This is a genomic window from Aeromonas sp. R7-4, assembly GCF_040908055.1.
Classification (GTDB): Bacteria; Pseudomonadota; Gammaproteobacteria; order Enterobacterales; family Aeromonadaceae; genus Aeromonas; species Aeromonas sanarellii.
In genome coordinates this window covers 1-21,160 of sequence record NZ_JBFODA010000003.1, presented here as the reverse complement: position 1 = coordinate 21,160, position 21,160 = coordinate 1, and the positions used below count along the sequence as shown (strand labels likewise).

At 62.9% G+C, this 21,160-nt stretch carries 21 protein-coding genes; 10 read left to right on the top strand and 11 right to left on the bottom strand.

Features of this window, described 5'->3' with window-relative positions; all coding sequences use genetic code 11:
- Window positions 1-297: 297 nt before the first annotated feature.
- From hemG to pepQ, 4 genes are read right to left on the bottom strand one after another with little or no spacing between them, the layout of a single operon-like run.
- Window positions 298-822 carry a menaquinone-dependent protoporphyrinogen IX dehydrogenase gene (hemG, locus tag AB5Y72_RS00365; RefSeq protein WP_042074068.1) on the bottom strand — a complete coding sequence of 175 codons (525 nt, stop codon included), beginning with the start codon at window positions 820-822 and terminating at the stop codon, window positions 298-300.
- A 7-nt stretch (window positions 823-829) separates the two neighbouring features.
- Complete coding sequence (locus AB5Y72_RS00360; RefSeq protein WP_209794942.1) at window positions 830-2,287, bottom strand: TrkH family potassium uptake protein; 1,458 nt, start codon at window positions 2,285-2,287, stop codon at window positions 830-832.
- 36 nt (window positions 2,288-2,323) lie between these two features.
- The gene (locus AB5Y72_RS00355; protein WP_325783744.1) at window positions 2,324-2,941 is read right to left on the bottom strand and encodes a YigZ family protein; all 618 of its coding nucleotides are present in this window, start codon (window positions 2,939-2,941) and stop codon (window positions 2,324-2,326) included.
- Complete coding sequence (gene pepQ / locus AB5Y72_RS00350; protein WP_219143159.1) at window positions 2,941-4,263, bottom strand: Xaa-Pro dipeptidase; 1,323 nt, start codon at window positions 4,261-4,263, stop codon at window positions 2,941-2,943. The genes AB5Y72_RS00355 and pepQ overlap by 1 nt, the downstream gene beginning before the upstream one ends.
- 196 nt (window positions 4,264-4,459) lie before the next feature.
- Here pepQ and AB5Y72_RS00345 point away from each other — a divergent pair, with 196 nt between their 5' ends.
- From AB5Y72_RS00345 to AB5Y72_RS00320, 6 genes are all read left to right on the top strand, one after another.
- Complete coding sequence (locus tag AB5Y72_RS00345; protein ID WP_216991324.1) at window positions 4,460-6,397, top strand: acetoacetate--CoA ligase; 1,938 nt, start codon at window positions 4,460-4,462, stop codon at window positions 6,395-6,397.
- Between the two features lie 204 nt (window positions 6,398-6,601).
- On the top strand, window positions 6,602-8,749 hold the full coding sequence (gene fadB / locus AB5Y72_RS00340) for a fatty acid oxidation complex subunit alpha FadB (protein WP_325783743.1): 2,148 nt from the start codon (window positions 6,602-6,604) through the stop codon (window positions 8,747-8,749).
- Window positions 8,750-9,934: an acetyl-CoA C-acyltransferase FadA gene (fadA, locus tag AB5Y72_RS00335; RefSeq protein ID WP_209794947.1), complete on the top strand. Its 1,185-nt coding sequence runs from the start codon at window positions 8,750-8,752 to the stop codon at window positions 9,932-9,934.
- Between the two features lie 333 nt (window positions 9,935-10,267).
- Entirely contained in the window at window positions 10,268-10,990 is a 723-nt protein-coding gene (locus AB5Y72_RS00330; protein ID WP_042074053.1) for a response regulator, read from the top strand.
- A 124-nt stretch (window positions 10,991-11,114) separates the two neighbouring features.
- Window positions 11,115-12,560, top strand: coding sequence for an ATP-binding protein (locus AB5Y72_RS00325; RefSeq protein ID WP_219143163.1), 1,446 nt, complete (start codon window positions 11,115-11,117; stop codon window positions 12,558-12,560).
- Between the two features lie 3 nt (window positions 12,561-12,563).
- On the top strand, window positions 12,564-13,820 hold the full coding sequence (locus AB5Y72_RS00320) for an ABC transporter substrate-binding protein (protein WP_209794948.1): 1,257 nt from the start codon (window positions 12,564-12,566) through the stop codon (window positions 13,818-13,820).
- Window positions 13,821-13,864: 44 nt separating this feature from the next.
- Here AB5Y72_RS00320 and AB5Y72_RS00315 read toward each other — a convergent pair whose 3' ends face one another.
- Entirely contained in the window at window positions 13,865-14,056 is a 192-nt protein-coding gene (locus AB5Y72_RS00315) for a hypothetical protein (protein ID WP_010672410.1), read from the bottom strand.
- A 171-nt stretch (window positions 14,057-14,227) separates the two neighbouring features.
- On the opposite strand from AB5Y72_RS00315, the gene tusA reads away from it, so the two are divergent.
- Window positions 14,228-14,473 (top strand): sulfurtransferase TusA, encoded by a 246-nt coding sequence (tusA, locus tag AB5Y72_RS00310; protein ID WP_042074048.1) that lies wholly within the window; start codon window positions 14,228-14,230, stop codon window positions 14,471-14,473.
- Window positions 14,474-14,493: 20 nt separating this feature from the next.
- Entirely contained in the window at window positions 14,494-14,838 is a 345-nt protein-coding gene (locus AB5Y72_RS00305; protein ID WP_209794950.1) for a RidA family protein, read from the top strand.
- 76 nt (window positions 14,839-14,914) lie between these two features.
- On the opposite strand, the gene AB5Y72_RS00300 is transcribed toward AB5Y72_RS00305, so the two are convergent.
- The 6 genes from AB5Y72_RS00300 to AB5Y72_RS00275 form a co-directional block, all read right to left on the bottom strand.
- On the bottom strand, window positions 14,915-15,571 hold the full coding sequence (locus AB5Y72_RS00300; RefSeq protein ID WP_042074045.1) for an OmpA family lipoprotein: 657 nt from the start codon (window positions 15,569-15,571) through the stop codon (window positions 14,915-14,917).
- 157 nt (window positions 15,572-15,728) lie between these two features.
- Window positions 15,729-15,971 carry a hypothetical protein gene (locus AB5Y72_RS00295; protein WP_042074043.1) on the bottom strand — a complete coding sequence of 81 codons (243 nt, stop codon included), beginning with the start codon at window positions 15,969-15,971 and terminating at the stop codon, window positions 15,729-15,731.
- A 77-nt stretch (window positions 15,972-16,048) separates the two neighbouring features.
- Window positions 16,049-16,303, bottom strand: coding sequence for a hypothetical protein (locus tag AB5Y72_RS00290; protein ID WP_042074042.1), 255 nt, complete (start codon window positions 16,301-16,303; stop codon window positions 16,049-16,051).
- A 44-nt stretch (window positions 16,304-16,347) separates the two neighbouring features.
- Complete coding sequence (locus AB5Y72_RS00285; RefSeq protein ID WP_143238230.1) at window positions 16,348-16,620, bottom strand: hypothetical protein; 273 nt, start codon at window positions 16,618-16,620, stop codon at window positions 16,348-16,350.
- Between the two features lie 47 nt (window positions 16,621-16,667).
- Window positions 16,668-16,922 carry a hypothetical protein gene (locus AB5Y72_RS00280; protein ID WP_042074040.1) on the bottom strand — a complete coding sequence of 85 codons (255 nt, stop codon included), beginning with the start codon at window positions 16,920-16,922 and terminating at the stop codon, window positions 16,668-16,670.
- Window positions 16,923-17,230: 308 nt separating this feature from the next.
- A complete protein-coding gene (locus AB5Y72_RS00275; RefSeq protein WP_042074039.1) occupies window positions 17,231-17,809 on the bottom strand; it encodes a DNA-3-methyladenine glycosylase I in 579 nt (192 codons plus the stop codon).
- A gap of 188 nt (window positions 17,810-17,997) precedes the next feature.
- Here AB5Y72_RS00275 and glyQ point away from each other — a divergent pair, with 188 nt between their 5' ends.
- Complete coding sequence (gene glyQ, locus AB5Y72_RS00270) at window positions 17,998-18,924, top strand: glycine--tRNA ligase subunit alpha (protein WP_209794952.1); 927 nt, start codon at window positions 17,998-18,000, stop codon at window positions 18,922-18,924.
- Between the two features lie 9 nt (window positions 18,925-18,933).
- A complete protein-coding gene (gene glyS / locus AB5Y72_RS00265) occupies window positions 18,934-21,003 on the top strand; it encodes a glycine--tRNA ligase subunit beta (protein ID WP_325783742.1) in 2,070 nt (689 codons plus the stop codon).
- Window positions 21,004-21,160: the final 157 nt, after the last annotated feature.

Genomic DNA, 21,160 nt, shown 5'->3' with positions numbered 1-21,160 from the left:
TGCTTGATTCAAATTGTTAAAGAGCGACGCAGCTTTTGGCTGCTGCGGGAGTGGCATTCTACTCAACCGCCTTCTCGAGTCAAGCCTTATTTGCAAAGGCTTTTTGAGGTCATCGACCGGCTTGTTTGCGTTGCCGCTTGCCGTGTCGATGGAGGCGCATTATAGGGAGCGGATTTGATCTGACAAGGGAAAAATGGCAGAAAATGACAGTTTTTACTATTTGATGACTCAAACGTCTATTTATCAAACAAAACGCCCCGCATCCGCAGGGCCCAAGCCACTCTAGACCTATTGCCGCTATCTTTTTGACCAGAACTCCCTGGCGAAGCTGCGTACTCTTTCCCAGTCGGTGAACTCGATGTCCTTGCTGGTATCCGTGCTGCCACCGGTGATCTTCATGATCAGCTGAATGATGCGAGTCTGCCACCAGTTGTAGCGGGAGTACTGCAGCGCACCGGCGAACACCCCCAGTGTCTTCGGCTTCCAGGGGGAGAGGCGCAAAAACTTCTTCATGTAGGCGTTGGTCTGCGGTGTCTGCTTCTCGGGCTTGCGAGCCGTCAGGTTCACGCAGAAGAAGGCGGCGTTGGCTACTTCCAGCTGCTCCGCATGGGCATGGATAAAGCTGAACAAGCTGGGATGGAAGTTGCCATAACGGATGGAAGCGCCGATCAGCACCTTGCCATATTTGCTGAGATTGCACATGGGCAGGGTATGCAAATCGTGCATCACCACCTCGCACCCTGGCATCTCCTCCAACATGACATCCACGATTTTCCGCGTCTGACCGTCACGGGAAGAATAAAGCACCAAAATCTTGTTCATACCTACCTCAACTACGCCAGAATGCAGGAGTAAACAGTACCAGAAGCGTGAAGATTTCCAATCGTCCAAACAGCATGGCCACGATCAGTATCCACTGGGCCGTGGCCGAGATCTTGCCGAAGTTGGCCGACACCTCCCCTAGTCCCGGCCCCACGTTGGTGAATGCGGCCGCCACGGCGGAGAAGGCGGTCACCTCGTTCAGCCCCGTCATCAACAGCAACAGCATGAACATGAAGAACAGGATGATGTAGGTCGCAAAGTAGCCCCACACGGCTTCGACAATCCGCTCAGGCACGGCGCGACGCCCCAGTTTCAGGGTATAGATGGCGCGCGGGTGCACCAGCCGCTTCAGCTCTCGCATCCCCTGCAGGAACAGGATCATGAAGCGCATCACCTTGATGCCGCCCCCGGTACTGCCGGCGCAACAGCCGATGAAGGCGGAAAACATCAGCAGCATGGGCAGGAAGGAGGGCCACTCCGCATAGCTGGTGGTGCTGTAGCCTGTGGTGGTGCCCAGCGACACCGCCTGGAACAGTCCGTGGTTGAGCGCCTCCTGCCAGGAGGCGTAGTGGCCGTGAAACAGCAGGGAGACGAAGCAGATCAGCACCAGCACGCACTGGATGCTCAGGAATACCTTGAGCTCGGAGTCCCGCAGATAGCTGCTCAGGCGCACCGGCTTGTGGGCGAACACCATGAAGTGCAGGGCGAAGTTGACGCTGGCCAGCAGCAGGAACAGCACGGTGATCAAATTGATGGCCGGGCTGTTGAAGAAGCCGATGCTGGCATCATGGGTCGAGAAGCCTCCCACCGACAGGGTGGAGAAGGAGTGGCAGATGGCGTCGAACAGCGTCATGCCCGCCATCCAGTAAGCCAGGGCGCAGAGGGAGGTGAGCAGCAGATAGATGAACCAGAGCGCCTTGGCCGTCTCGGCGATGCGCGGGGTCACCTTGTTGTCCTTGACCGGCCCCGGGATCTCGGCGCGATAGAGCTGCATGCCCCCGATCCCGAGCAGCGGCAGCACGGCGACCGCCAGCACTATGATCCCCATGCCCCCCAGCCACTGCAGCAACTGGCGGTAGAACAGAAATGCCTTGGGCAGCTCGTCCAGCCCGGTCAGCACGGTCGCCCCCGTGGTGGTCAGGCCGGAGAACGACTCGAAAAAGGCCTCGGAGACCGACATGCTCGGCACGTCGCTGAGGATGAAGGGGACGGCCCCCACGCTGCCCAGCACCACCCAGAACAGCACGACGATGAGGAAGCCTTCCTTGGACCTGAGATCTTTCTTCTGATGGCGGTTGGGGAACCAGAGCGCGGTGCCGAGCAGCAGGGCGATGAAGAAGGAGTTGACGAACTCGGCCCCCCCGCCATCTCGGTACCCAAAAGCCACCATCGCAGGCAGCAACATGGTCGAGCTGAACAGCGCGACCAGCAGACCCACAATACGGATGATGCTCAGAATCTGCATTCCGGCTCCCTCTTCAGACTAAAAGAGCGATGGATTCTAGCCATCTAGAGGACGAAGGGATACCCGACCCTGAGTTCGGTCGGTCAGTTCTCGCGCAACCTGGGCCCAAGCGGAGGATTCCCACGCCACCTGAAGAGTGACGCTGGCACCGTAGTCGGCCGCCAACAATTGACCCTGATGGGCGGAGATCAGCGCCTCCACCGCGCCCATGTCGGTATAGTCGCACTGGATGAGGGAGGGGGTCTGCTGACGCTTGATCCGGGTCTCGAGCCGCTTGAGAGCGGCCCCCACGCCACCGCCATAGGCCTTCACCAGGCCGCCGGTGCCGAGCAGCACGCCGCCGTAATAACGCACCACCACGGCGGCAACCTCGCCGAGACCCGCCCCCATCAGCTGGGCCAGCATGGGTTTCCCTGCCGTCCCCGACGGCTCGCCGTCATCGCTGAAGCCGTAGACCTGGCTGTCCTGTGGTGACCCCGCGACAAAGGCCCAGCAGTGATGCCGGGCCCCGGGATGTTGCCGTTTGATCTCGTCGATCAAGGCCTTGGCGGCGGCAACGGTCGGTGTGTGGGCAATACAGGTGATGAACCGACTCTTCTTGATCTCTTCGCTCACTTCCAGCGGGGCGGCCGGTATGGGGTAGTCTGCCGCCATCAGAGCCCTGCTTGTCGGGTCAGGTTCTCCACCCCGTTGGCATGCAGGACCACGTTGTCCTCGATGCGGATGCCCCCATAGGGGCGCAGGGCCTCGACCCTGTTCCAGTTGACCCGCTTGCCCTGTTCACCCTGGCGCAGCGGCTCCAGCAGGCTGTCGATGAAGTAGAGGCCCGGCTCTATGGTGAATACCTGACCCACCTCCATCACCCGGGTGCAACGCAGATAGGGGAACTGCTCGGGAGCGGGCAGATGGGTACCGCGCTCGTCCTGCATGAAGCCGCCGGCGTCGTGTACCTGCAGGCCAAGGAAGTGGCCCAGGCCGTGGGGGAAGAACGCATTGGTGACCCCGGTGTGGATCATCTCGTCCACCGACATGTCCACCAGTTCGGTGGCTTGCAGCAGGCGCGCCAGCCTGTGATGCATCTGCAGGTGCAGCTCGCTGTAACGACGACCCGGCTTGATCTCCTTGATAATCTCCTGCTGCTGGGCGTCCAGCGCCGCGATCAGATCGGCGAACTCGCCCCGGCGCCAGGCCCAGGTGCGGGTAATGTCGGAGGCATAACCATGCACGTCCACCCCGGCATCGATCAGGAAGGAGTGGCGCTCCGCATCCGGCACCCGCTGGGTGGAGAGGTGGGTGTAGTGCAGGATGGCCGCATTGCGGTTGATGGCGACGATATTGCCGTAGGGCGCATCATTGGCCCCCTGCCCGACCGCCTTCATGTAGGCCAGGTTGATCTCGAACTCGCTCGCCCCCGCCATGAAGGAGTCCTTGGCCGCGATGTGGCCGCGCACCCCGATGCGGTTCGCATCGCGCAGGCACTCCAGCTCATAGGGCGTCTTGTAGGCACGGTGATAATGCAGATAGTTGAGCACCGCCTCCGGATTGGGTTGCCCCAGCCCCAGCAGCTCGGCAACCTCCAGGTGGCCCCCCAGATAGGCCCACTCCTGCTTGTTGGCCGGCAGGTGATCCGCCACCTGCTCAGGCCGGGTCAGGAAACGGATGTCGAAGAAGTCGACCCAGAAGGCAGTGGGCAGATCCGCCACCTTGTGCCAGAAATCCACCGGCCGGTAGAACAGCAGCACCGGCTTGCTCACCCCGTCCACCAGCAACCAGCAGTGGGGATTGTCCAGCACCGGCAACCAGGCCTTGAACTGGGGGTTCACCTTGAAGGGGTAATCCTGATCGTCGAGGAAGATGCGGTGGGTCTGGCCGGCATGGATGGCCAGTCCGCTCAGCCCCTGCTGCTGCAGTATGTCGCGGGTGCGCCGCTGAAGGGTGTCGAGATGCTGGGCAAAAAGTTGGCTGTAACTGCTCATGGCGTCCTGCTCCGGGCGAATGTGACTTCAGCATAACATCAAGCGAATCAAGGCTCGAGCCGCCAGGCTTTCGCTTCGTGAGGTAACGCATAGGTTACAGGGTTTTTGTTATTAAACGAAAACAGACAATTAACAAACAAAGAACAATTCAATACACTGCCCACAGACAGTAGATATCAGCCGTCAGGAACGACTCATGCAAAACCTTTGTCTGTGGACACCGGATCAGGACAGGATGCAGCACTCCAACCTCCATAGGTTCATGGCCGAGGTCAATCACTTCCACGGCCTGCAACTGCGCAGCTACCCCGATCTCTATCAATGGTCGGTGGAGAAGACCACCCGCTTCTGGCCGCTGGTGTGGCAGCACTGCGGCGTCAAGGGGGAGCTCGGCAACATAGTGGCGGAGAACCGCCAGGAGATGCAGCGTGCCCGCTGGTTCCCGGACAGCCGGCTCAACTTCGCCGAAAACCTGCTGCGCCGCCAGGACGAGAGCCCGGCCATCATCTCCCGCATCGAAGGGAGCCCAAGCCGCGCCCTGAGCTGGCGCGAGCTGGCGGATCAGGTGGCCCGCCTGGCCCAGTGGCTGCGCGGCCAGGGCATAGGTCGGGGCGACGTGATCGCCGCCTATCTGCCCAATATCCCGGAAACCGTGGTGGCCATGCTGGCAACCACCAGCCTGGGCGCAATCTGGACCTCCACCAGCCCCGACTTCGGCGAAGCCAGCGTGGTGGAGCGCTTCGGCCAGACCCGGCCGCGAGTGCTGTTTGCGGTGGACGGCTACCGCTACGGTGGCAAGGCCATCGACATTCAGGAGAAGGTGGCCGGCGTGGTGAGCCAGATAGACAGCATAGAGCAGACGGTGATGATCCCCCTGCTGGGCAACGCCCTGCAACTGGGTCACGACTGGCAGCAGGTGCTGGCCAGTCAGCCCAGCGCCCAGCTCGCCTTCGAGCCCATGGCCTTCAACGATCCGCTCTACATCCTCTATTCGTCCGGCACCACCGGCAAGCCCAAGTGCATAGTGCACGGCATAGGCGGCACCCTGCTGCAACATCTGAAAGAGCACCAGCTGCACTGCGACATCAAGCCGGGGGAGCGGATCTTCTACTTCACCACCTGTGGCTGGATGATGTGGAACTGGCTGGTCAGCGCCCTCGCCTCCGGCGCGACTCTAGTGCTCTACGACGGCTCTCCCTTCTACCCGGACGGCAACGTGCTCTGGGATCTCGCCCGCGACGAAGAGGTCGCCCTGTTCGGCACCTCTGCCAAGTACCTCGACGCCCTGCACAAGCAGGGCTATGCCCCCATCAAGACCCACCAGCTGCCACAACTGCGACTGATCTGCAGCACCGGCTCAGTGCTGTCGCCGGAGGGGTTCGACTACGTCTATCAGCAGATCAAGCAAGACGTGCAGCTCAGTTCCATCTCCGGTGGCACCGACATCTGCTCCTGCTTCGTCATCGGCAACCCGCTCAGCCCCGTCTACCGCGGCGAGAGCCAGGGGCGCGGCCTCGGCCTCGCGGTACAGGTGTTCAACGAAGCGGGCCAGCCGGTACAGGGGGAGAAGGGCGAGCTGGTCTGTACCAAACCCTTCCCGGCACAGCCCATCGGCTTCTGGGGGGACGAGAGCGGCGACAAGTACCACGCCGCCTACTTCGAGCGGTTCGACAACGTCTGGTGCCACGGCGACTGGATCGAGCTGACCCCGACCGGCGGCGTCCTGTTCTACGGCCGCTCCGACGCCACCCTCAACCCGGGCGGCGTGCGCATCGGCACCAGCGAGATCTACCGCTACGTGGAGCAGCTGGACGAAGTGGAGGAGAGCATCGTCATCGGCCAGCAGTGGCAGCAGGACGAGCGGGTAGTGCTGTTCGTCAAGCTCAAGCCAGGTCTCATGCTGGACGAAGCGCTGCGCGAGCGCATCCGCCAGCAGGTGCGCCAGCACTGCACCGCCCGTCACGTGCCTGCCCGCATCCTGCAGGTGGATGCCATCCCCCGTACCAAGTCCGGCAAGATTGTGGAGCTGGCGGTGCGGGAAGTGGTGCACAACAGACCCGTCAACAACACCCATGCCCTCGCCGATCCCGAGGTGCTGAACCAGTATCGCGATCGTCCCGAACTGGCCAGTTGATAAAAAACTCATATCCATCGGAGGCGCCGCAAGGCGCCTCTCTCTTGTCCATTCCGTGATGGAGAGCTTTTACTCGACAACTGTTAAACAAATGTTTTAAATAGGTGTTGAAAATGTCTCCTTTTGGATCAATAGTGAGCCTCGCCCCCTGCTGGGGATAAAGGAGCACCATTCCCCACAGAGTGGGAACAAGGAGACACTCTCATGATCTACCAAGGCGAAACCCTGACGGTCAGCTACCTCGAAGACGGCATTGCCGAACTGAGGTTCGATGCCCCGGGTTCAGTCAACAAGCTGGATCGCGCTACCCTGCTCTCCCTGAGCGAAGCGATCGCCGCATTAAAACAAGAACGTGAACTAAAAGGTCTGATCCTCACCTCCGGCAAAGACGCCTTTATCGTCGGCGCCGACATCACCGAATTCCTGGAACTGTTCGATCTGCCGCAGGAAGATCTGCTCGGCTGGCTGAAAAAGGCCAACGACATCTTCAGCGCCATCGAAGATCTGCCGGTACCCACCCTCTCCGCCATCAAGGGCCACGCCCTGGGCGGCGGCTGCGAGACCATACTCTCCACCGACTTCCGCCTGGCCGACACCAGCGCCAAGATCGGCCTGCCCGAGACCAAGCTCGGCATCATGCCGGGCTTTGGCGGCACCGTCCGCCTGCCACGGGTGATCGGTGCCGACAACGCGCTGGAGTGGATCACCACCGGCAAGGATGTCCGTGCCGATGACGCCCTCAAGGTGGGTGCCATCGACGCCGTGGTCGCGCCAGAGGCGCTGCAGAGCGCTGCGCTGCAGATGATGAAAGACGCCATCGCGGGCAAGCTGGACTGGCAGGGCCGCCGCGCCGCCAAGAAGGCCCCGCTGCGCCTCTCCAAGCTGGAAGCCATGATGAGCTTCACCACCGCCGCCGGCATGGTTGCCGCCGTGGCGGGCAAACACTATCCGGCCCCCATGGCCGCCGTGAAGACGGTGGAAGCTGCCGCCGGCATGGGTCGTGACGACGCACTGGCCGCCGAAGCCGCGACCTTCATCAAGCTGGCCAAGACCGACGTGGCCAAGGCGCTGGTCGGTATCTTCCTGAACGATCAGCACATCAAGGCGCTGGCCAAGAAGGCTGCCAAGCAGGCAAGCAAGACCACTGGCCACGCCGCCGTGCTGGGTGCCGGCATCATGGGGGGCGGCATCGCCTACCAGTCCGCCAGCAAGGGCATCCCGGCGGTGATGAAGGACATCAACGAGAAGGCGCTGGCACTTGGCATGAATGAGGCCACCAAGCTGCTCAACGGTCAGCTCGAAAAAGGCCGCATCGACGGCATCAAGATGGGCCAGGTGCTCTCCGCCATCACCCCGACCCTCAGCTATGACAGCGTCAAGCATGTGGATGTGGTGGTCGAAGCCGTGGTCGAGAATCCCAAGGTGAAAGCCGCCGTACTGGGCGAAGTGGAAGGCGTGATCGGCGAAGACGCCGTGCTCGCCAGCAACACCTCCACCATTCCCATCTCCCTGCTGGCCAAGGGGCTGAAGCGTCCGCAGAACTTCTGCGGCATGCACTTCTTCAACCCGGTGCACCGCATGCCACTGGTGGAGATCATCCGCGGCGAGCAGACCTCCGATGAAACCATCAACCGCGTGGTGGCCTATGCCGCCGCCATGGGCAAGTCCCCGGTCGTGGTCAACGACTGTCCGGGCTTCTTCGTCAACCGGGTGCTGTTCCCCTACTTCTTCGGCTTCAACAAGCTGGTCGCCGATGGTGCCGACTTCGCCGCCGTCGACAAGGTGATGGAGAAGGAGTTCGGCTGGCCCATGGGCCCCGCCTACCTGCTGGACGTGGTCGGCATCGACACCGGCCACCACGCCGGTGACGTGATGGCGCAGGGCTTCCCGGCGCGCATGAGCAAGGATGGTCGTACCGCCATCGACGTGATGTACGAAGTGAACCGCTTCGGTCAGAAGAACGGCAAGGGCTTCTACGCCTACGAGCAGGACAAGAAGGGCAAGCCGAAGAAGGTGGCCGATGCCGCTGCTTACGAGCTGCTGGCCCCCATCGCCAAGCCGAAACAGGATTTCGACAAGGACGCCATCATCGCTCGCATGATGATCCCGATGATCAACGAGGTGGTGCTCTGTCTGGAAGAGGGCATTGTCGCCACGCCAGCCGAAGCCGACATCGCACTGGTCTACGGTCTGGGCTTCCCTCCCTTCCGCGGCGGCGTGTTCCGCTATCTGGACACTATCGGTCTGGATCGCTACGTGGCCATGGCCGACCAGTATGCCGACCTGGGCCCGCTCTACCGCGTCAGCGACCGCTTGCGCGAGATGGCCGCCCAGGGCAAAACCTTCTACTGATTGCGGAAAGGAGATCCATTCATGAAAGACGTAGTCATTGTCGACTGTATCCGGACCCCGATGGGCCGGTCCAAGGGCGGCGCCTTCCGCAACGTGCGTGCAGAAGACTTGTCCGCGCACCTGATGACATCCATCCTGCTGCGCAACCCCAACCTCGACCCGAACGAGATCGAGGATATCTACTGGGGCTGCGTGCAGCAGACCCTGGAGCAGGGCTTCAACATCGCCCGCAACGCCGCCCTGCTGGCCGGTATTCCGAAGCAGGTGGGGGCAGTCACCGTCAACCGCCTGTGCGGCTCCAGCATGCAGGCGCTGCACGACGCCTCCCGCGCCATCCAGGTAGGTGATGGGGATATCTTCATCATCGGCGGCGTCGAGCACATGGGCCACGTGCCCATGAGCCACGGCGTCGACTTCCACCCCGGCATGGCCAAGTCGGTGGCGAAAGCCTCCGGCATGATGGGGCTGACCGCCGAGATGCTCGGCAAGCTGCACGGCATCAGCCGCCAGCAGCAGGACGAGTTTGCCGCCCGCTCCCACCGCCGCGCTCACGCCGCCACCGTGGAAGGGCGCTTCGCCAGGGAGATCGTCGGACTGGAAGGCCATGACGCCAGCGGCGCCCGCTTCTTCTACGACTACGACGAGGTGATCCGCCCGGAGACCACGGTCGATGGCTTAAGCCAGCTGCGCCCGGTGTTTGACCCGGTCAACGGTACCGTCACCGCCGGCAGCTCCTCGGCGCTGTCCGATGGTGCCGCCGCCATGCTGGTGATGAGTGCGGACAGAGCCAAGGCCCTCGGCCTCACGCCGCGCGCCAAGGTACGCGCCATGGCCATCGCCGGCTGCGACGCCGCCATCATGGGTTACGGCCCGGTGCCGGCGACCCAGAAGGCGCTCAAACGGGCCGGTCTGACCGTCGGCGACATCGACCTGTTCGAGCTGAACGAGGCGTTTGCCGCCCAGTCCCTGCCCTGCGTGAAGGATCTCGGTCTGCAGGATCTGGTGGACGAGAAGGTGAACCTGAACGGTGGCGCCATTGCGCTGGGTCACCCCCTCGGCTGCTCCGGCGCCCGTATCTCCACCACCCTGATCAACCTGATGGAGGAGAAGGATGCCACCCTCGGCGTCGCGACCATGTGTATCGGTCTGGGCCAGGGCATCGCCACCGTCTTCGAACGAGTGTAAGTAACGCCCTGGCCGGCTCGCCGGTCAGGGGGAAACAACAGACACGGGCCCGCCCCTGCATCCCGGCGCAGCGGGCCCCATCACAGGTGTTGGGGCCGCCTTTGCGACCCCGTTATCGAGTCTGTGGAGTGCGCCACACGGGGTGCACTCCTGTCGTCGGAATCTGCGTGTTGGCCGGCCCGTTTGGGTCGGCCTTTTTTATTCTTTTCCCGCGATCGGGGTCAATCCGGGGGCTATATTGCCCATAACTTCACATTAGAGGGGGGCCTTGCTTGCTTTTTGCTCCCCCGACAGGTTCAATCTGCACAAAAAAATGGGTGGATGCACATACATATGTCAACGAGCAAACAACTGCTTATCGTCGACGACGATCAGGAGATCCGCGAGCTGCTCAACGAATACCTGACCCGGGCGGGCTTTCAGGTATTGACCGCGGCAGAGGGCAACGAGATGCGCCAGCAACTCGCCCAGCACAGCCCGGACCTCATCATTCTGGACATCATGATGCCCGGCGACGACGGCTTTACCCTCTGCCAGCAGATCCGTCGCGACTCCCAGGTACCCATCATCATGCTGACCGCCGCCTCCGACGAGGCGGACCGGGTGATCGGCCTGGAGCTTGGCGCCGACGACTACATCGCCAAGCCGTTCAGCCCGCGCGAGCTGCAGGCCCGCATCAAGGCGCTGCTGCGCCGCGCCGAATTCCGCCAGCCGGAGAAGGAGAAGGAGCCGAGCCGCCGGCTGCGCTTCGCCGAGTGGACCCTGGATACCCTGAGCCACCAGCTGACCCACGACGACGGCAGCCTGCTGGACCTCTCCGGCAGCGACGCCATGCTGCTCGGCATGTTCCTGCAACAGCCCGGCGTGGTGCTGGACAGGGATACCATCTCGGACGCCACCCGCGGTCGCGAGAGCCTGCCCATGGAGCGCGGCATCGACGTGCAGATCAGCCGGTTGCGCCAGAAGCTGGGTGACAACGGCAAGAGCCCGCGCATCATCAAGACCATACGCGGCAGCGGCTATATGCTGATCGCCGAAGTCCACGAGATCCCGTAACAGGCAGGCTGTACGGCGAGAGGCACGAGTGGCCTTGAACGGCAAAAGAGAGGCCCATGACGGGTCAACGGCAAGGCTGCAGAGGTAACCACCCCATGCTGATCGACAAGAGGCGCGAAAATCCGTGAGAACGAGATGGTTCTGGCGGGCCCTGGTGCCCCGCTCCCTGCTGTCGCGGATGCTGCTGCTGTTGCTGCTCGCCATCCTGCTCTCCCAGACCATACTCACCGGCATCTGGATGCAGCAGATCCAGAAGCGGGAGCTGGAGGGCATGCTCAGCACCACCCGCAACCTGGCGCTGTCGGCCGCCTCCACCGTCAACTTCTTCAAGTCCCTGCCCCTGCAGTACCGCCACATCGCGCTGGATCAGCTGCGCAACATGGGGGGCAGCCGCTTCTTCGTGTCCCTGAACGAGGAGGAGATCCACATCAGCGCCATCCCCGACAGCGAGCGCAAGACGCTGGTGCTGAAGGAGGTGCAGGAGGTGCTGACCCGCAAGCTCTCCGACGCCATGGCCATCAAGGTGGACTTCTCCCGTCCCGAGGAGCTGCACGTCTTCAACAACGACACCCTGCTGGCGGACCTCCCCTCCTCCTGGGCCCGCTACACCCTGTCGCTGGAGCCCATCAATCCGCCGGTGCTGGTGACCCAGATCGAGATAGAGCCGGGGGAGTGGCTCTACCTGGCGGCCCTGCTGCCCGCCCCCTATATGACGCTGGATGACACAGTGATGCCGAGCAATCAGGTGCGCTTCATCGCCCTGATGACGGTCTTCCTCTGCTTCTTCACCTTCATGCTGGTGCGCTGGCAGACCCGCCCCCTGCGCCGGCTGGCCAAGGCGGCGGTCAACCTCGGCAAGGACATCGACCAGCCGTCGCTCAAAGAGGAGGGAGCCTCCGAGATCGTGGCTGCGACCCGCGCCTTCAACATCATGCAGCAACGCATCCGCCGCTTCATCGACGACAGGGAGCGGCTGTTCAGCTCCATCTCCCACGATCTCAAGACCCCCATCACCCGGCTGCGGCTGCGAGTCGAGCTGCTCGACGACGAGGTGCAGATCGCCAAGTTCAACAAGGATCTCGACGAGCTGGAGCTGATGGTGAAAGGGGCGCTGCAGACGGTGAAGGAGACCGACATCCACGAGAACCTCGAGCAGATCGACATCAACGCCCTGCTGGAGCAGATGGCGGAGTCCATGAACCTGCACGAGGATCTGCTCACCATCGAGGGGCACTGCAAGTGGCCCTACCGCGGCAAGCTGCTGGCTCTCAAGCGCTGCATCGGCAACCTGGTGGACAACGGCATCAAGTACGGCCAGAGGGTGCGCGTCATCATCATGGATGACGCCGAGATGCTGATCCTCTTCATCATGGACGAGGGCCCCGGCCTGCCGGAAGATCAGTTCGAACGCATCTTCGAGCCCTACTATCGCCTCAGCAACGACCCCTCCGGGACCGGGCTGGGCCTTGGCATCGCCCGCAACATCGCCCACGCCCACGGCGGCGATCTGGTGCTGGAAAATCGCCCCCAGGGCGGCCTGCAGGCCACCCTCTCCCTACCAAGGCAGTAATGTATGAAGTGGTTGTCGTTTTCTGTCATCGCCCTGCTCTCCCTGCCCGTTCGCGCCTCCCAGGTGGAGGTACTGCACTGGTGGACCTCCGGCGGCGAGGCCAAGGCGGTGGAAGTGCTCAAGTCGGAATGGGCCGAGCAGGGCAACCAGTGGAACGACTTCGCCGTGCAGGGCGGGGGCGGCAAGAGCGCCATGACAGTGCTCAAGAGCCGGGCCCTGGCGGCCAACCCGCCGGAGGCGGCCCACCTCAAGGGGTACGAGCTGCACGAGTGGGGCAGTCTGGGCTTCCTGCGCGATCTCACCCCCATGGCCGAGCACCTCGGCTGGTACCCGCAACTGCCGCCCATGGTGCGGGAGACCCTGAGCCAGAACGGCGCCCTGATGGCGGTGCCCACCGGCATCCACAGGGTCAACTGGCTGTGGCTCAACCGCAAGGCGTTCGAGCGGCTGGGGCTCAGGCCCCCCACCGACTGGGCCCAGTTCGTGGCGGTGGCGGAACAGTTCAAGGAGAAAGGCATCACCCCGCTCGCCATCGGCAACGAACCCTGGCAGCTCGCGGTGCTGTTCGAGACGGTAGCCCTCGGCGAAGGGGGCAAGACCTTCTACCGCAAGGCCTTCCTCGAGCAGGACAGCGCCACCCTGACCGGCCCCGACATGGTGCGGGTACTGACCCGCTTCCAGCAGCTGCGCGCCTATGTGCCGGAGAAATACGCCGGCCTGAAGTGGCACCAGGCCACCAACCTGCTGGAGAGCGGCGGTGCCGCCATGCAGGTGATGGGAGACTGGGTCAAGGGGGAGCTGAGCGCCGGCAACTACCGGCCCGGTGAGGATATCGAGTGCCTGCCGAGCCCCGGCAGTGCCGGGCTGTTCAGCTACAACCTCGACTCCATCGCCATGTTCAAGCAGCGGGACCCCGCCCAGCTGCAGGCCCAGGGCGAGCTGGCCAGGCTGCTGATGACGCCGAGATTCCAGGAGGAGTTCAACCGGGTGAAGGGGTCCATTCCGGCGCTCATCAAGCCGGACATGAGCAAGTTTGACCGCTGCGCCATCCGCTCCTATCAGGATTTCCTCCACGCCGAGCAGCAGGACAACCTGCTGCCCAGCATGGCGGAGGGGATGGCGGTGCCGACCAACATGCGTCAGGGGATCATGGATGTGCTGAGCAGTTTCTTCAACGATGCCAGGGCCAACCCGGAGCAGACGGCGCTGCAGCTGGAGCGCGCCATGCGCTCGACCCGATCCGGCGCGGAGCAGAAATGACAAAGGCGGAACCTGTCCGCCTTTGAATGCCGAGAGCCTGGCTCTCAGGAGGGATCGTTCTCGTCCTCATCCTCGTCGTAATAGTCGCTGAGCTCGATCCAGAGCCCCAGCCCTATCATCACCATGGAGCCGAACCAGGTACCGGTATTACCGATCGGGCTGCCCAGCACTATCATGGCGAACGACAAGAACCCCATGCCCGCGTAGGCTTGCAATCTGCCGTAGGAGACCTGCATATTCACACCTCCTTGTTGAATATGGTTCAATTTTTATATTACTCATCGAGCGGAGCCTGGGTAGAGCCGGTTCACATTTTGGTAGCATATGCTGCATAACCGCACCGTGGTTTGATTATTTTTTCGCCGTGAGTATCATTGCTGGCTGAATTGGTTGAAGGTTGATTATTGATGAGTGCTTTATTCTGCGACGCAACTCATGAGTTGGACGCAATCGGGCTTCGTTGCCCGGAACCCGTGATGATGGTTCGCAAGAAAGTGCGGCTGATGGCCGAGGGAGAGACCCTGCTGGTCAGCGCCGACGATCCCTCCACCACCCGCGACATTCCCAGCTTCTGCCGCTTCATGGACCACACCCTGGTCGCCAGCGAGACAGAGCAGGCCCCTTATCGCTATCTGATCCGCAAGGGTCAATAAGCCCAGTACCGGAGCAATCCATGACGATTACCCGAATCGGCACCACGGCCCGCTGGTCTGATGTTGTCATCCACAACGGCACCCTCTATGTGGTGGAAGTGCCCGCCACCGAGACCGCCGACATTCACCAGCAGACCCGTGAGGTGCTGGAAAGCCTGCAGCGTCTGTTGGAAGCCAACGGCTCCGGCGTCGACAAGATACTGATGGCCAACATCTATCTCAAAGACATCGCCGATATCGGAGCCTTCAACGCCCAGTGGGACGCCTGGATCCCTGCGGGTACAGCCCCGGTTAGAGCTTGCGTACAGGCCCGCCTCGCCCACGAAGGCTACAAGGTGGAAGTGCAGCTGACCGCCGCCGTCTAAGATTTCCCTGGCTTGAGATAGCAAGAGGCCCCGCCATGACTGGCGGGGCCTCTTTATTTGGCGCGAACCGGGCCGCTTAGGCGGTCGGGGTCAGGGTGATGGTCACCCGGCGGTTCTGGGCCTTGCCCTCGGCGGTGCTGTTGGTGGCCACCGGCTGATCCGGGCCCACACCGCTGATGGCGATGCGGCTGCCCGCCACGCCCTGACCGATCAGCTGGGCGGCGACGGCATCGGCGCGATCGCGGGAGAGCTTCATGTTCAGCTCGCGGGAGCCGGTGCTGTCGGTGTGACCGACCACGTTCAGCCGGGTCTTGTCGAACTCGGCCACCACCATGGCCACGCCGGACAGGGTGTTGGCACCGGCCGCCTTCAGCTGGGCGCTGGAGCTGTCGAAGGTGACGTTGTTCGGCATGTTCAGGATCAGCTCGTCACCGTTGCGGGTCACGCTGACCCCGGTACCTTGCAGCTTCTCGCGCAGCTTGGCCTCCTGCACGTCCATGTAGTAACCGATACCGCCACCCAGAGCCGCACCGGCCGCCACGCCGGTCAGGATGCCCTTCTTGCGATCCCCCTTGCTGGAGGAGAGTGCCCCCACGGCGGCGCCGGTCGCCGCACCGGCCAGTGCGCCCCAGGCCCCCTTGGAGGTCTGGGATTCACCGGTATAGGGGTTGGTGGTGCAGCCAGTGATGGCGACGGTCAGGGCAAGGGCAGGAACCAGTTTCTTGAAATGCATGAAAAATCTCCGAAAAAGAACGACGCTAGCCGATGGCCGCGCATTCTAACCCAGAGAGGCGCCAGAGTGTGACGCTGAGGATCGACAAAGCGCCACAAGGAAACCGGGTCTCCTTGTGGCGCAAAGATGGCGGAACCTGCACCCTGCAGGTCGGGCATCAATATTTGATGTCGCGGGCCTGGTCTCGCCCTTCCTGCTTGTTCTCGCGGTGCTCCTGGCGGCAGTCGGCGTTGCCGACCAGCCCCTCGCGGCACTCCTGCTTGGCGTCTCGGGATTCCTGACGGGTGTCCTGACGCACATCGCGGGCCTCGCGCCGCTGCCTGGCCTGCTCGGTGGCTTGCACGGGCAGTACCGTCGACAGGGCGGTGGCCGCCAGCAGCATGAATACAAATTTCTTCATGATGACTCCTGAAAGGGATGAAACGCAGCGGATCGGCGTCTCTCAATTATACACCGAGCCCGGTGGGGCCCGGCACATCAGTACTTGACGTCGCGCGCCTCGTCGCGGGCGTCCTGCTTGCTGTCGCGGTGGTCCTGGCGGCAGTCGGCATTGCCGACCAGCCCCTCGCGGCACTCCTGCTTGGCATCGCGGGACTCCTGACGGCTGTCCTGGCGGATGTCACGGGCATCCTGGCGCTGCTCGCCCTGGTTGGTGGCCTGGGCCGGTACGGCGGCAAGCAGGGTGCAGGCGGTCAGCAGGGCGGCGCCCAGGCGAGAGATGGCAATGGTCATGGGAACTCCAATAAAGGTTGACGGCGGGGGTAGCGAGCCCGGCCTCAATACTTGATATCGCGAGCCGCTTCACGGGCATCTTGCTTGTGGTGGCGATGCTCCTGACGGCAGTCTGCATTGCCAAGGAACTCTTCCTGGCGGCAGTCGCGCTTCTGTTCGCGGGACTCCTGGCGGACTTCCTGGCGCAGATCCCGCGCGTCGCGGCGCTGCTGGGCTTGTTCGGTGGCCTGGGCCGGCAGGGCCACCAACAGGGTGCAACCGGCCAGCAGGGCTGACAGCAACGCGTTACGGCCAAAGCGAGGAGTTGAGGTTTTCATGTCGAGGCTCCTGTATGGATGGACTGACGTCGGGGCGGTCACGGGGATCAGTACTTGACGTCGCGGGCCTTCTCGCGCACGTCCTGCTTCACCTCACGCTTGTCCTGGCGGCACTCGTAGTTGTCCTTCTGGTCGTTCTCGCGGCAATCCTGCTTGGCGTCGCGGATCTCGGGACGCACCTCCTGGCGCACGTCGCGGGAGTCCTGGCGATCGGTCGCCTGGGCGGGCAGGGTCGCCAGCAGGGAGCAACTGGCCAGCAGCAGGCTGGCGAGGGTACGGGGGCGGAATGAATTCAGTGACATAGGGAAATCCTCGTGATGAATATCCCGATTCTGGGCAGCCACGACTGTATGCCGGCTGTACCGACAGCGAAAATGGGCTCCCCACGGTGGCGGCTTCTGGCATGGCAGGGACCAGCCAGCCATGCTCGTTCATCATGGCAACCACCGGCCTCCCGAGGCACCGACCAGGGTGACACAGGTGACCTTGCAAGCCCCGGCAGAGACATCCTCGAGGTGTGCGAGGCGCTGAGCCAGGTCCTTCAACCCTGTTGATTCGGGCCCAAAGAAGAAGGGAGGCCCAGGCCTCCCTTCTTCGCTCACTCCCCCATTCACTCCGGCATCGCTTGCTGGCATTCGGCGTGACAGGGGCAGGTCACCAGATGATCGTTCACCATGCCCACCGCCTGCATAAAGGCGTAGCAGATGGTGCTGCCGACGAAGGTAAAGCCGCGTTTTTTCAGGGCTTTTGACATGGCATCCGACTCCGGCGAGGTCGCCGGAATGTCGCCGTTGCCCTGACGCTGGTTGACCATGGGGGCGCCGCCCACGAAGCCCCACAGATAATCGACAAAGTCGATGCCTTCGGCCTCCAGCGCCAGATAGGCGCGGGCGTTTTTGATGATCGACTGCACCTTGAGCCGGTTGCGAATGATGCCGGTATCTTGCATCAGCCGCTCCACGTCCCGGTCGTCGAACCGGGCGATGCGCACCGGATCGAAGTCCGCATAGGCGCGATGGTAGCTCTCGGTGCGCTTGAGGATGGTGATCCACGACAGCCCCGCCTGCTGGCCGTCGAGGCAGAGCTTGGCAAACAGCTCGCGCGGGTCACGGACCGGCCTGCCCCACTGCTTGTCATGGTATTCGATGTATTCCGGGTCCTTGGTCACCCAGGCGCAGCGCAGTTCCATTTCCTCTCCCCTGTCATTTCATCGGCCATCGGCAGGCCGCTTGTGTCGGCGACATCATAGGGCAAGCGGCAGCATAGCCCCACTAATCCCCTGTAATTTCGCCTATTATCCGACCATGCCAGACGGTATACTCCCTCGGTTCACATTCAGCAAATCTTGCTCTGATTTCATTTCGCGCGAAAAACACTATGCAAAAATTCGATGTCAAAACCTTTCAGGGCCTGATCCTGCAGTTGCAGGACTATTGGTCCCGCCAGGGCTGTACCATCATTCAGCCGCTGGATATGGAAGTGGGTGCCGGTACCTCCCACCCCATGACCTGCCTGCGCGCCCTGGGCCCGGAGCCCATCGCCTGCGCCTACGTTCAACCGTCCCGCCGTCCCACCGACGGCCGCTACGGTGAGAACCCGAACCGCCTGCAGCACTACTACCAGTTCCAGGTGATCATCAAGCCTTCCCCCGACAACATCCAGGAACTCTATCTGGGCTCCCTGAAGGAGCTGGGCATGGATCCCGAGATCCACGACATCCGCTTCGTGGAAGACAACTGGGAAAACCCGACCCTGGGCGCCTGGGGTCTGGGCTGGGAAGTGTGGCTGAACGGCATGGAAGTGACCCAGTTCACCTACTTCCAGCAGGTTGGCGGCCTCGAGTGCAAGCCGGTCACCGGCGAGATCACCTATGGTCTCGAGCGCCTGGCCATGTACATCCAGGGCGTGGACAGCGTCTACGACCTGGTCTGGTCCGACGGCCCCCTGGGCAAGACCACCTACGGCGACGTCTTCCACCAGAACGAGGTGGAGCAGTCCACCTACAACTTCGAGCACGCCGACGTGGACTTCCTGTTCCACTGCTTCGAGCAGTACGAGAAGGAAGCCCAGAGCCTGCTGGCATTGGAGAAGCCGCTGCCGCTGCCCGCCTATGAGCGCATCCTCAAGGCCGCGCACTCCTTCAACCTGCTGGATGCCCGCAAGGCCATCTCGGTCACCGAGCGTCAGCGCTACATATTGCGCATTCGCACCCTGACCAAGGCCGTGGCCGAGGCCTATTACGCCTCCCGCGAGGCGCTGGGCTTCCCCATGTGCCAACGTGGCAATAACGAGCAGCAAGGTTAAGGAACGGACATGGCACAACATACATTTCTGGTAGAGATCGGCACCGCCGAGCTGCCACCCAAGGCCCTGCGCTCCCTGGCCGAAGCCTTTGCCGACAACCTCAAGAGCGAACTGACCAAGGCCGACCTGGCCTTCGGCGACGTCGAGTGGTTCGCCTCCCCGCGCCGTCTGGCGCTGAAGGTGAGCGCACTGGCCGGCGAACAGCCGAGCAAGAGCGTCGAGAAACGCGGCCCGGCCGTGGCCCAGGCGTTCGATGCCGACGGCAAGCCGACCAAGGCCGCCGAAGGCTGGGCCCGTGGCAACGGCATCACAGTCGAACAGGCCGAGCGTCTGATCACCGACAAGGGTGAGTGGCTGGTTCACAATGCCCGCGTCGAAGGCCGCCCGGCCCGCGAACTGCTGGGTGAGCTTGTCGCTTCATCTCTGGCCAAGCTGCCCATCCCCAAGATGATGCGCTGGGGCGACAAGACCATCCAGTTCGTGCGTCCTGTCTTCACCGTGACCCTGCTGCTGGATGGGGATCTGGTCCCCGCCCACATTCTGGGGATCGACTCTGCCCGCACCCTGCGCGGTCACCGCTTCATGGGCGAGAGCGAGATCACCATCGACAACGCCAGCCAGTACCCGCAGATCCTGCAGGAGCGCGGCAAGGTCATCGCCGACTTCATGGCGCGCAAGGCCAGGATCAAGGCTGACGTCGAGGCCGCCGCGGCCGCCTTCGGTGGCGTGGCCGATCTGGACGACGCCCTGCTGGAAGAAGTCACCGCCCTGGTCGAATGGCCCGTGGTGCTGACCGCCAACTTCGAAGAGAAGTTCCTGGCCGTGCCGGCCGAGGCCCTGGTGCACACCATGAAGGGCGACCAGAAGTACTTCCCGGTCTACGACCAGAGCGGCAAGCTGCTGCCGAAGTTCATCTTCGTCACCAACATCGAGTCCAAGGACCCGAGCCAGATCATCAGCGGCAACGAGAAGGTGGTGCGCCCCCGTCTGTCTGACGCCGAGTTCTTCTTCAAGACCGACCTCAAGCAGAAGCTGGCCGACCGCCTGCCGCGCCTCGAGACCGTGCTGTTCCAGCAACAGCTGGGGACCGTGCGTGCCAAGGCCGCCCGCATCGAGGCCATGGCCGGCTTTATCGCCGCCAAGGTCGGTGCCGACGTGGGCCAGGCCCAGCGTGCCGGTCTGCTCTCCAAGTGCGATCTGATGACCAACATGGTCGGCGAGTTCACCGACACCCAGGGTGTCATGGGGATGCACTACGCCCGTCACGACGGCGAAGCCGAGGCGGTGGCCCTGGCCCTGAACGAGCAGTACATGCCGCGCTTCGCCGGCGATGCCCTGCCGTCCGGCCTGGTCTCCTGCGCCGTGGCCCTGGCCGACAAGTTCGACACCCTGGCCGGTATCTTCGGCATCGGCATGCTGCCCAAGGGTGACAAGGATCCGTTCGCCCTGCGCCGCGCCGCCATCGGTGCCCTGCGCATCATGACCGAGAAGCAGCTGGATCTGGATCTGGTGGAGCTGGTCGAAGAGGCCGTCAGCGTCTACGGTGACAAGCTCACCAACAAGACAGTCGTCACCGACGTGGTCGACTTTATGCTGGGCCGCTTCCGCGCCGCCTATCAGGACGAAGGCATAGGTGCCGACGTGGTGCTGGCCGTGCTGGCCCGCCGCCCGACCCGTCCGCTGGACTTCGATCGCCGCGTCAAGGCCGTCAGCCACTTCCGCACCCTGGATGCAGCCCTGGCCCTGGCCGCCGCCAACAAGCGCGTGAGCAACATTCTGGCCAAGGTCGAAGGCGATCTGCCGACTGCCGTCAAACCGGAACTGCTGGTCGATGCTGCCGAGCAGGCGCTGGCCACCCAGGTTGCAGCACTGCAAGCCGAACTGGCCCCGCTGTTCGCTGCCGGTGACTATCAGGCCGCCCTCACCCGTCTGGCCGCCCTGCGCGAGCCGGTCGACACCTTCTTCAACGAGGTGATGGTGATGGCCGACGACGAGGCCCTCAAGGCCAACCGTCTGGCACTGCTGAACAACCTGCGCAACCTGTTCCTGCAAGTCGCGGATATCTCCCTGCTGCAGTGATTCTGGTTGAGTAAGTGATATTAAAAACGGCGCCGAGAGGTGCCGTTTTTTATCGAAAAAGATGTATGGAGATGGTATTCACCTGACAGTTGCCCACAAAAGGGAGTGGTCATACGGCTTCAAACCGGATAACAAAACGGTACCCCTACCGTGTTAT

Excerpts from the sequence above, each read along its gene's own strand:
- hemG (WP_042074068.1), bottom strand. The coding sequence starts at position 822 with ATGAACAAGATTTTGGTGCTTTATTCTTCCCGTGACGGTCAGACGCGG.
- AB5Y72_RS00360 (WP_209794942.1), bottom strand. The coding sequence starts at position 2,287 with ATGCAGATTCTGAGCATCATCCGTATTGTGGGTCTGCTGGTCGCGCTG.
- AB5Y72_RS00355 (WP_325783744.1), bottom strand. The coding sequence starts at position 2,941 with ATGGCGGCAGACTACCCCATACCGGCCGCCCCGCTGGAAGTGAGCGAA.
- pepQ (WP_219143159.1), bottom strand. The coding sequence starts at position 4,263 with ATGAGCAGTTACAGCCAACTTTTTGCCCAGCATCTCGACACCCTTCAG.
- AB5Y72_RS00345 (WP_216991324.1), top strand. The coding sequence starts at position 4,460 with ATGCAAAACCTTTGTCTGTGGACACCGGATCAGGACAGGATGCAGCAC.
- fadB (WP_325783743.1), top strand. The coding sequence starts at position 6,602 with ATGATCTACCAAGGCGAAACCCTGACGGTCAGCTACCTCGAAGACGGC.
- AB5Y72_RS00330 (WP_042074053.1), top strand. The coding sequence starts at position 10,268 with ATGTCAACGAGCAAACAACTGCTTATCGTCGACGACGATCAGGAGATC.
- AB5Y72_RS00320 (WP_209794948.1), top strand. The coding sequence starts at position 12,564 with ATGAAGTGGTTGTCGTTTTCTGTCATCGCCCTGCTCTCCCTGCCCGTT.
- AB5Y72_RS00315 (WP_010672410.1), bottom strand. The coding sequence starts at position 14,056 with ATGCAGGTCTCCTACGGCAGATTGCAAGCCTACGCGGGCATGGGGTTC.
- tusA (WP_042074048.1), top strand. The coding sequence starts at position 14,228 with ATGAGTGCTTTATTCTGCGACGCAACTCATGAGTTGGACGCAATCGGG.
- AB5Y72_RS00305 (WP_209794950.1), top strand. The coding sequence starts at position 14,494 with ATGACGATTACCCGAATCGGCACCACGGCCCGCTGGTCTGATGTTGTC.
- AB5Y72_RS00300 (WP_042074045.1), bottom strand. The coding sequence starts at position 15,571 with ATGCATTTCAAGAAACTGGTTCCTGCCCTTGCCCTGACCGTCGCCATC.
- AB5Y72_RS00295 (WP_042074043.1), bottom strand. The coding sequence starts at position 15,971 with ATGAAGAAATTTGTATTCATGCTGCTGGCGGCCACCGCCCTGTCGACG.
- AB5Y72_RS00290 (WP_042074042.1), bottom strand. The coding sequence starts at position 16,303 with ATGACCATTGCCATCTCTCGCCTGGGCGCCGCCCTGCTGACCGCCTGC.
- AB5Y72_RS00285 (WP_143238230.1), bottom strand. The coding sequence starts at position 16,620 with ATGAAAACCTCAACTCCTCGCTTTGGCCGTAACGCGTTGCTGTCAGCC.
- AB5Y72_RS00280 (WP_042074040.1), bottom strand. The coding sequence starts at position 16,922 with ATGTCACTGAATTCATTCCGCCCCCGTACCCTCGCCAGCCTGCTGCTG.
- AB5Y72_RS00275 (WP_042074039.1), bottom strand. The coding sequence starts at position 17,809 with ATGGAACTGCGCTGCGCCTGGGTGACCAAGGACCCGGAATACATCGAA.
- glyQ (WP_209794952.1), top strand. The coding sequence starts at position 17,998 with ATGCAAAAATTCGATGTCAAAACCTTTCAGGGCCTGATCCTGCAGTTG.
- glyS (WP_325783742.1), top strand. The coding sequence starts at position 18,934 with ATGGCACAACATACATTTCTGGTAGAGATCGGCACCGCCGAGCTGCCA.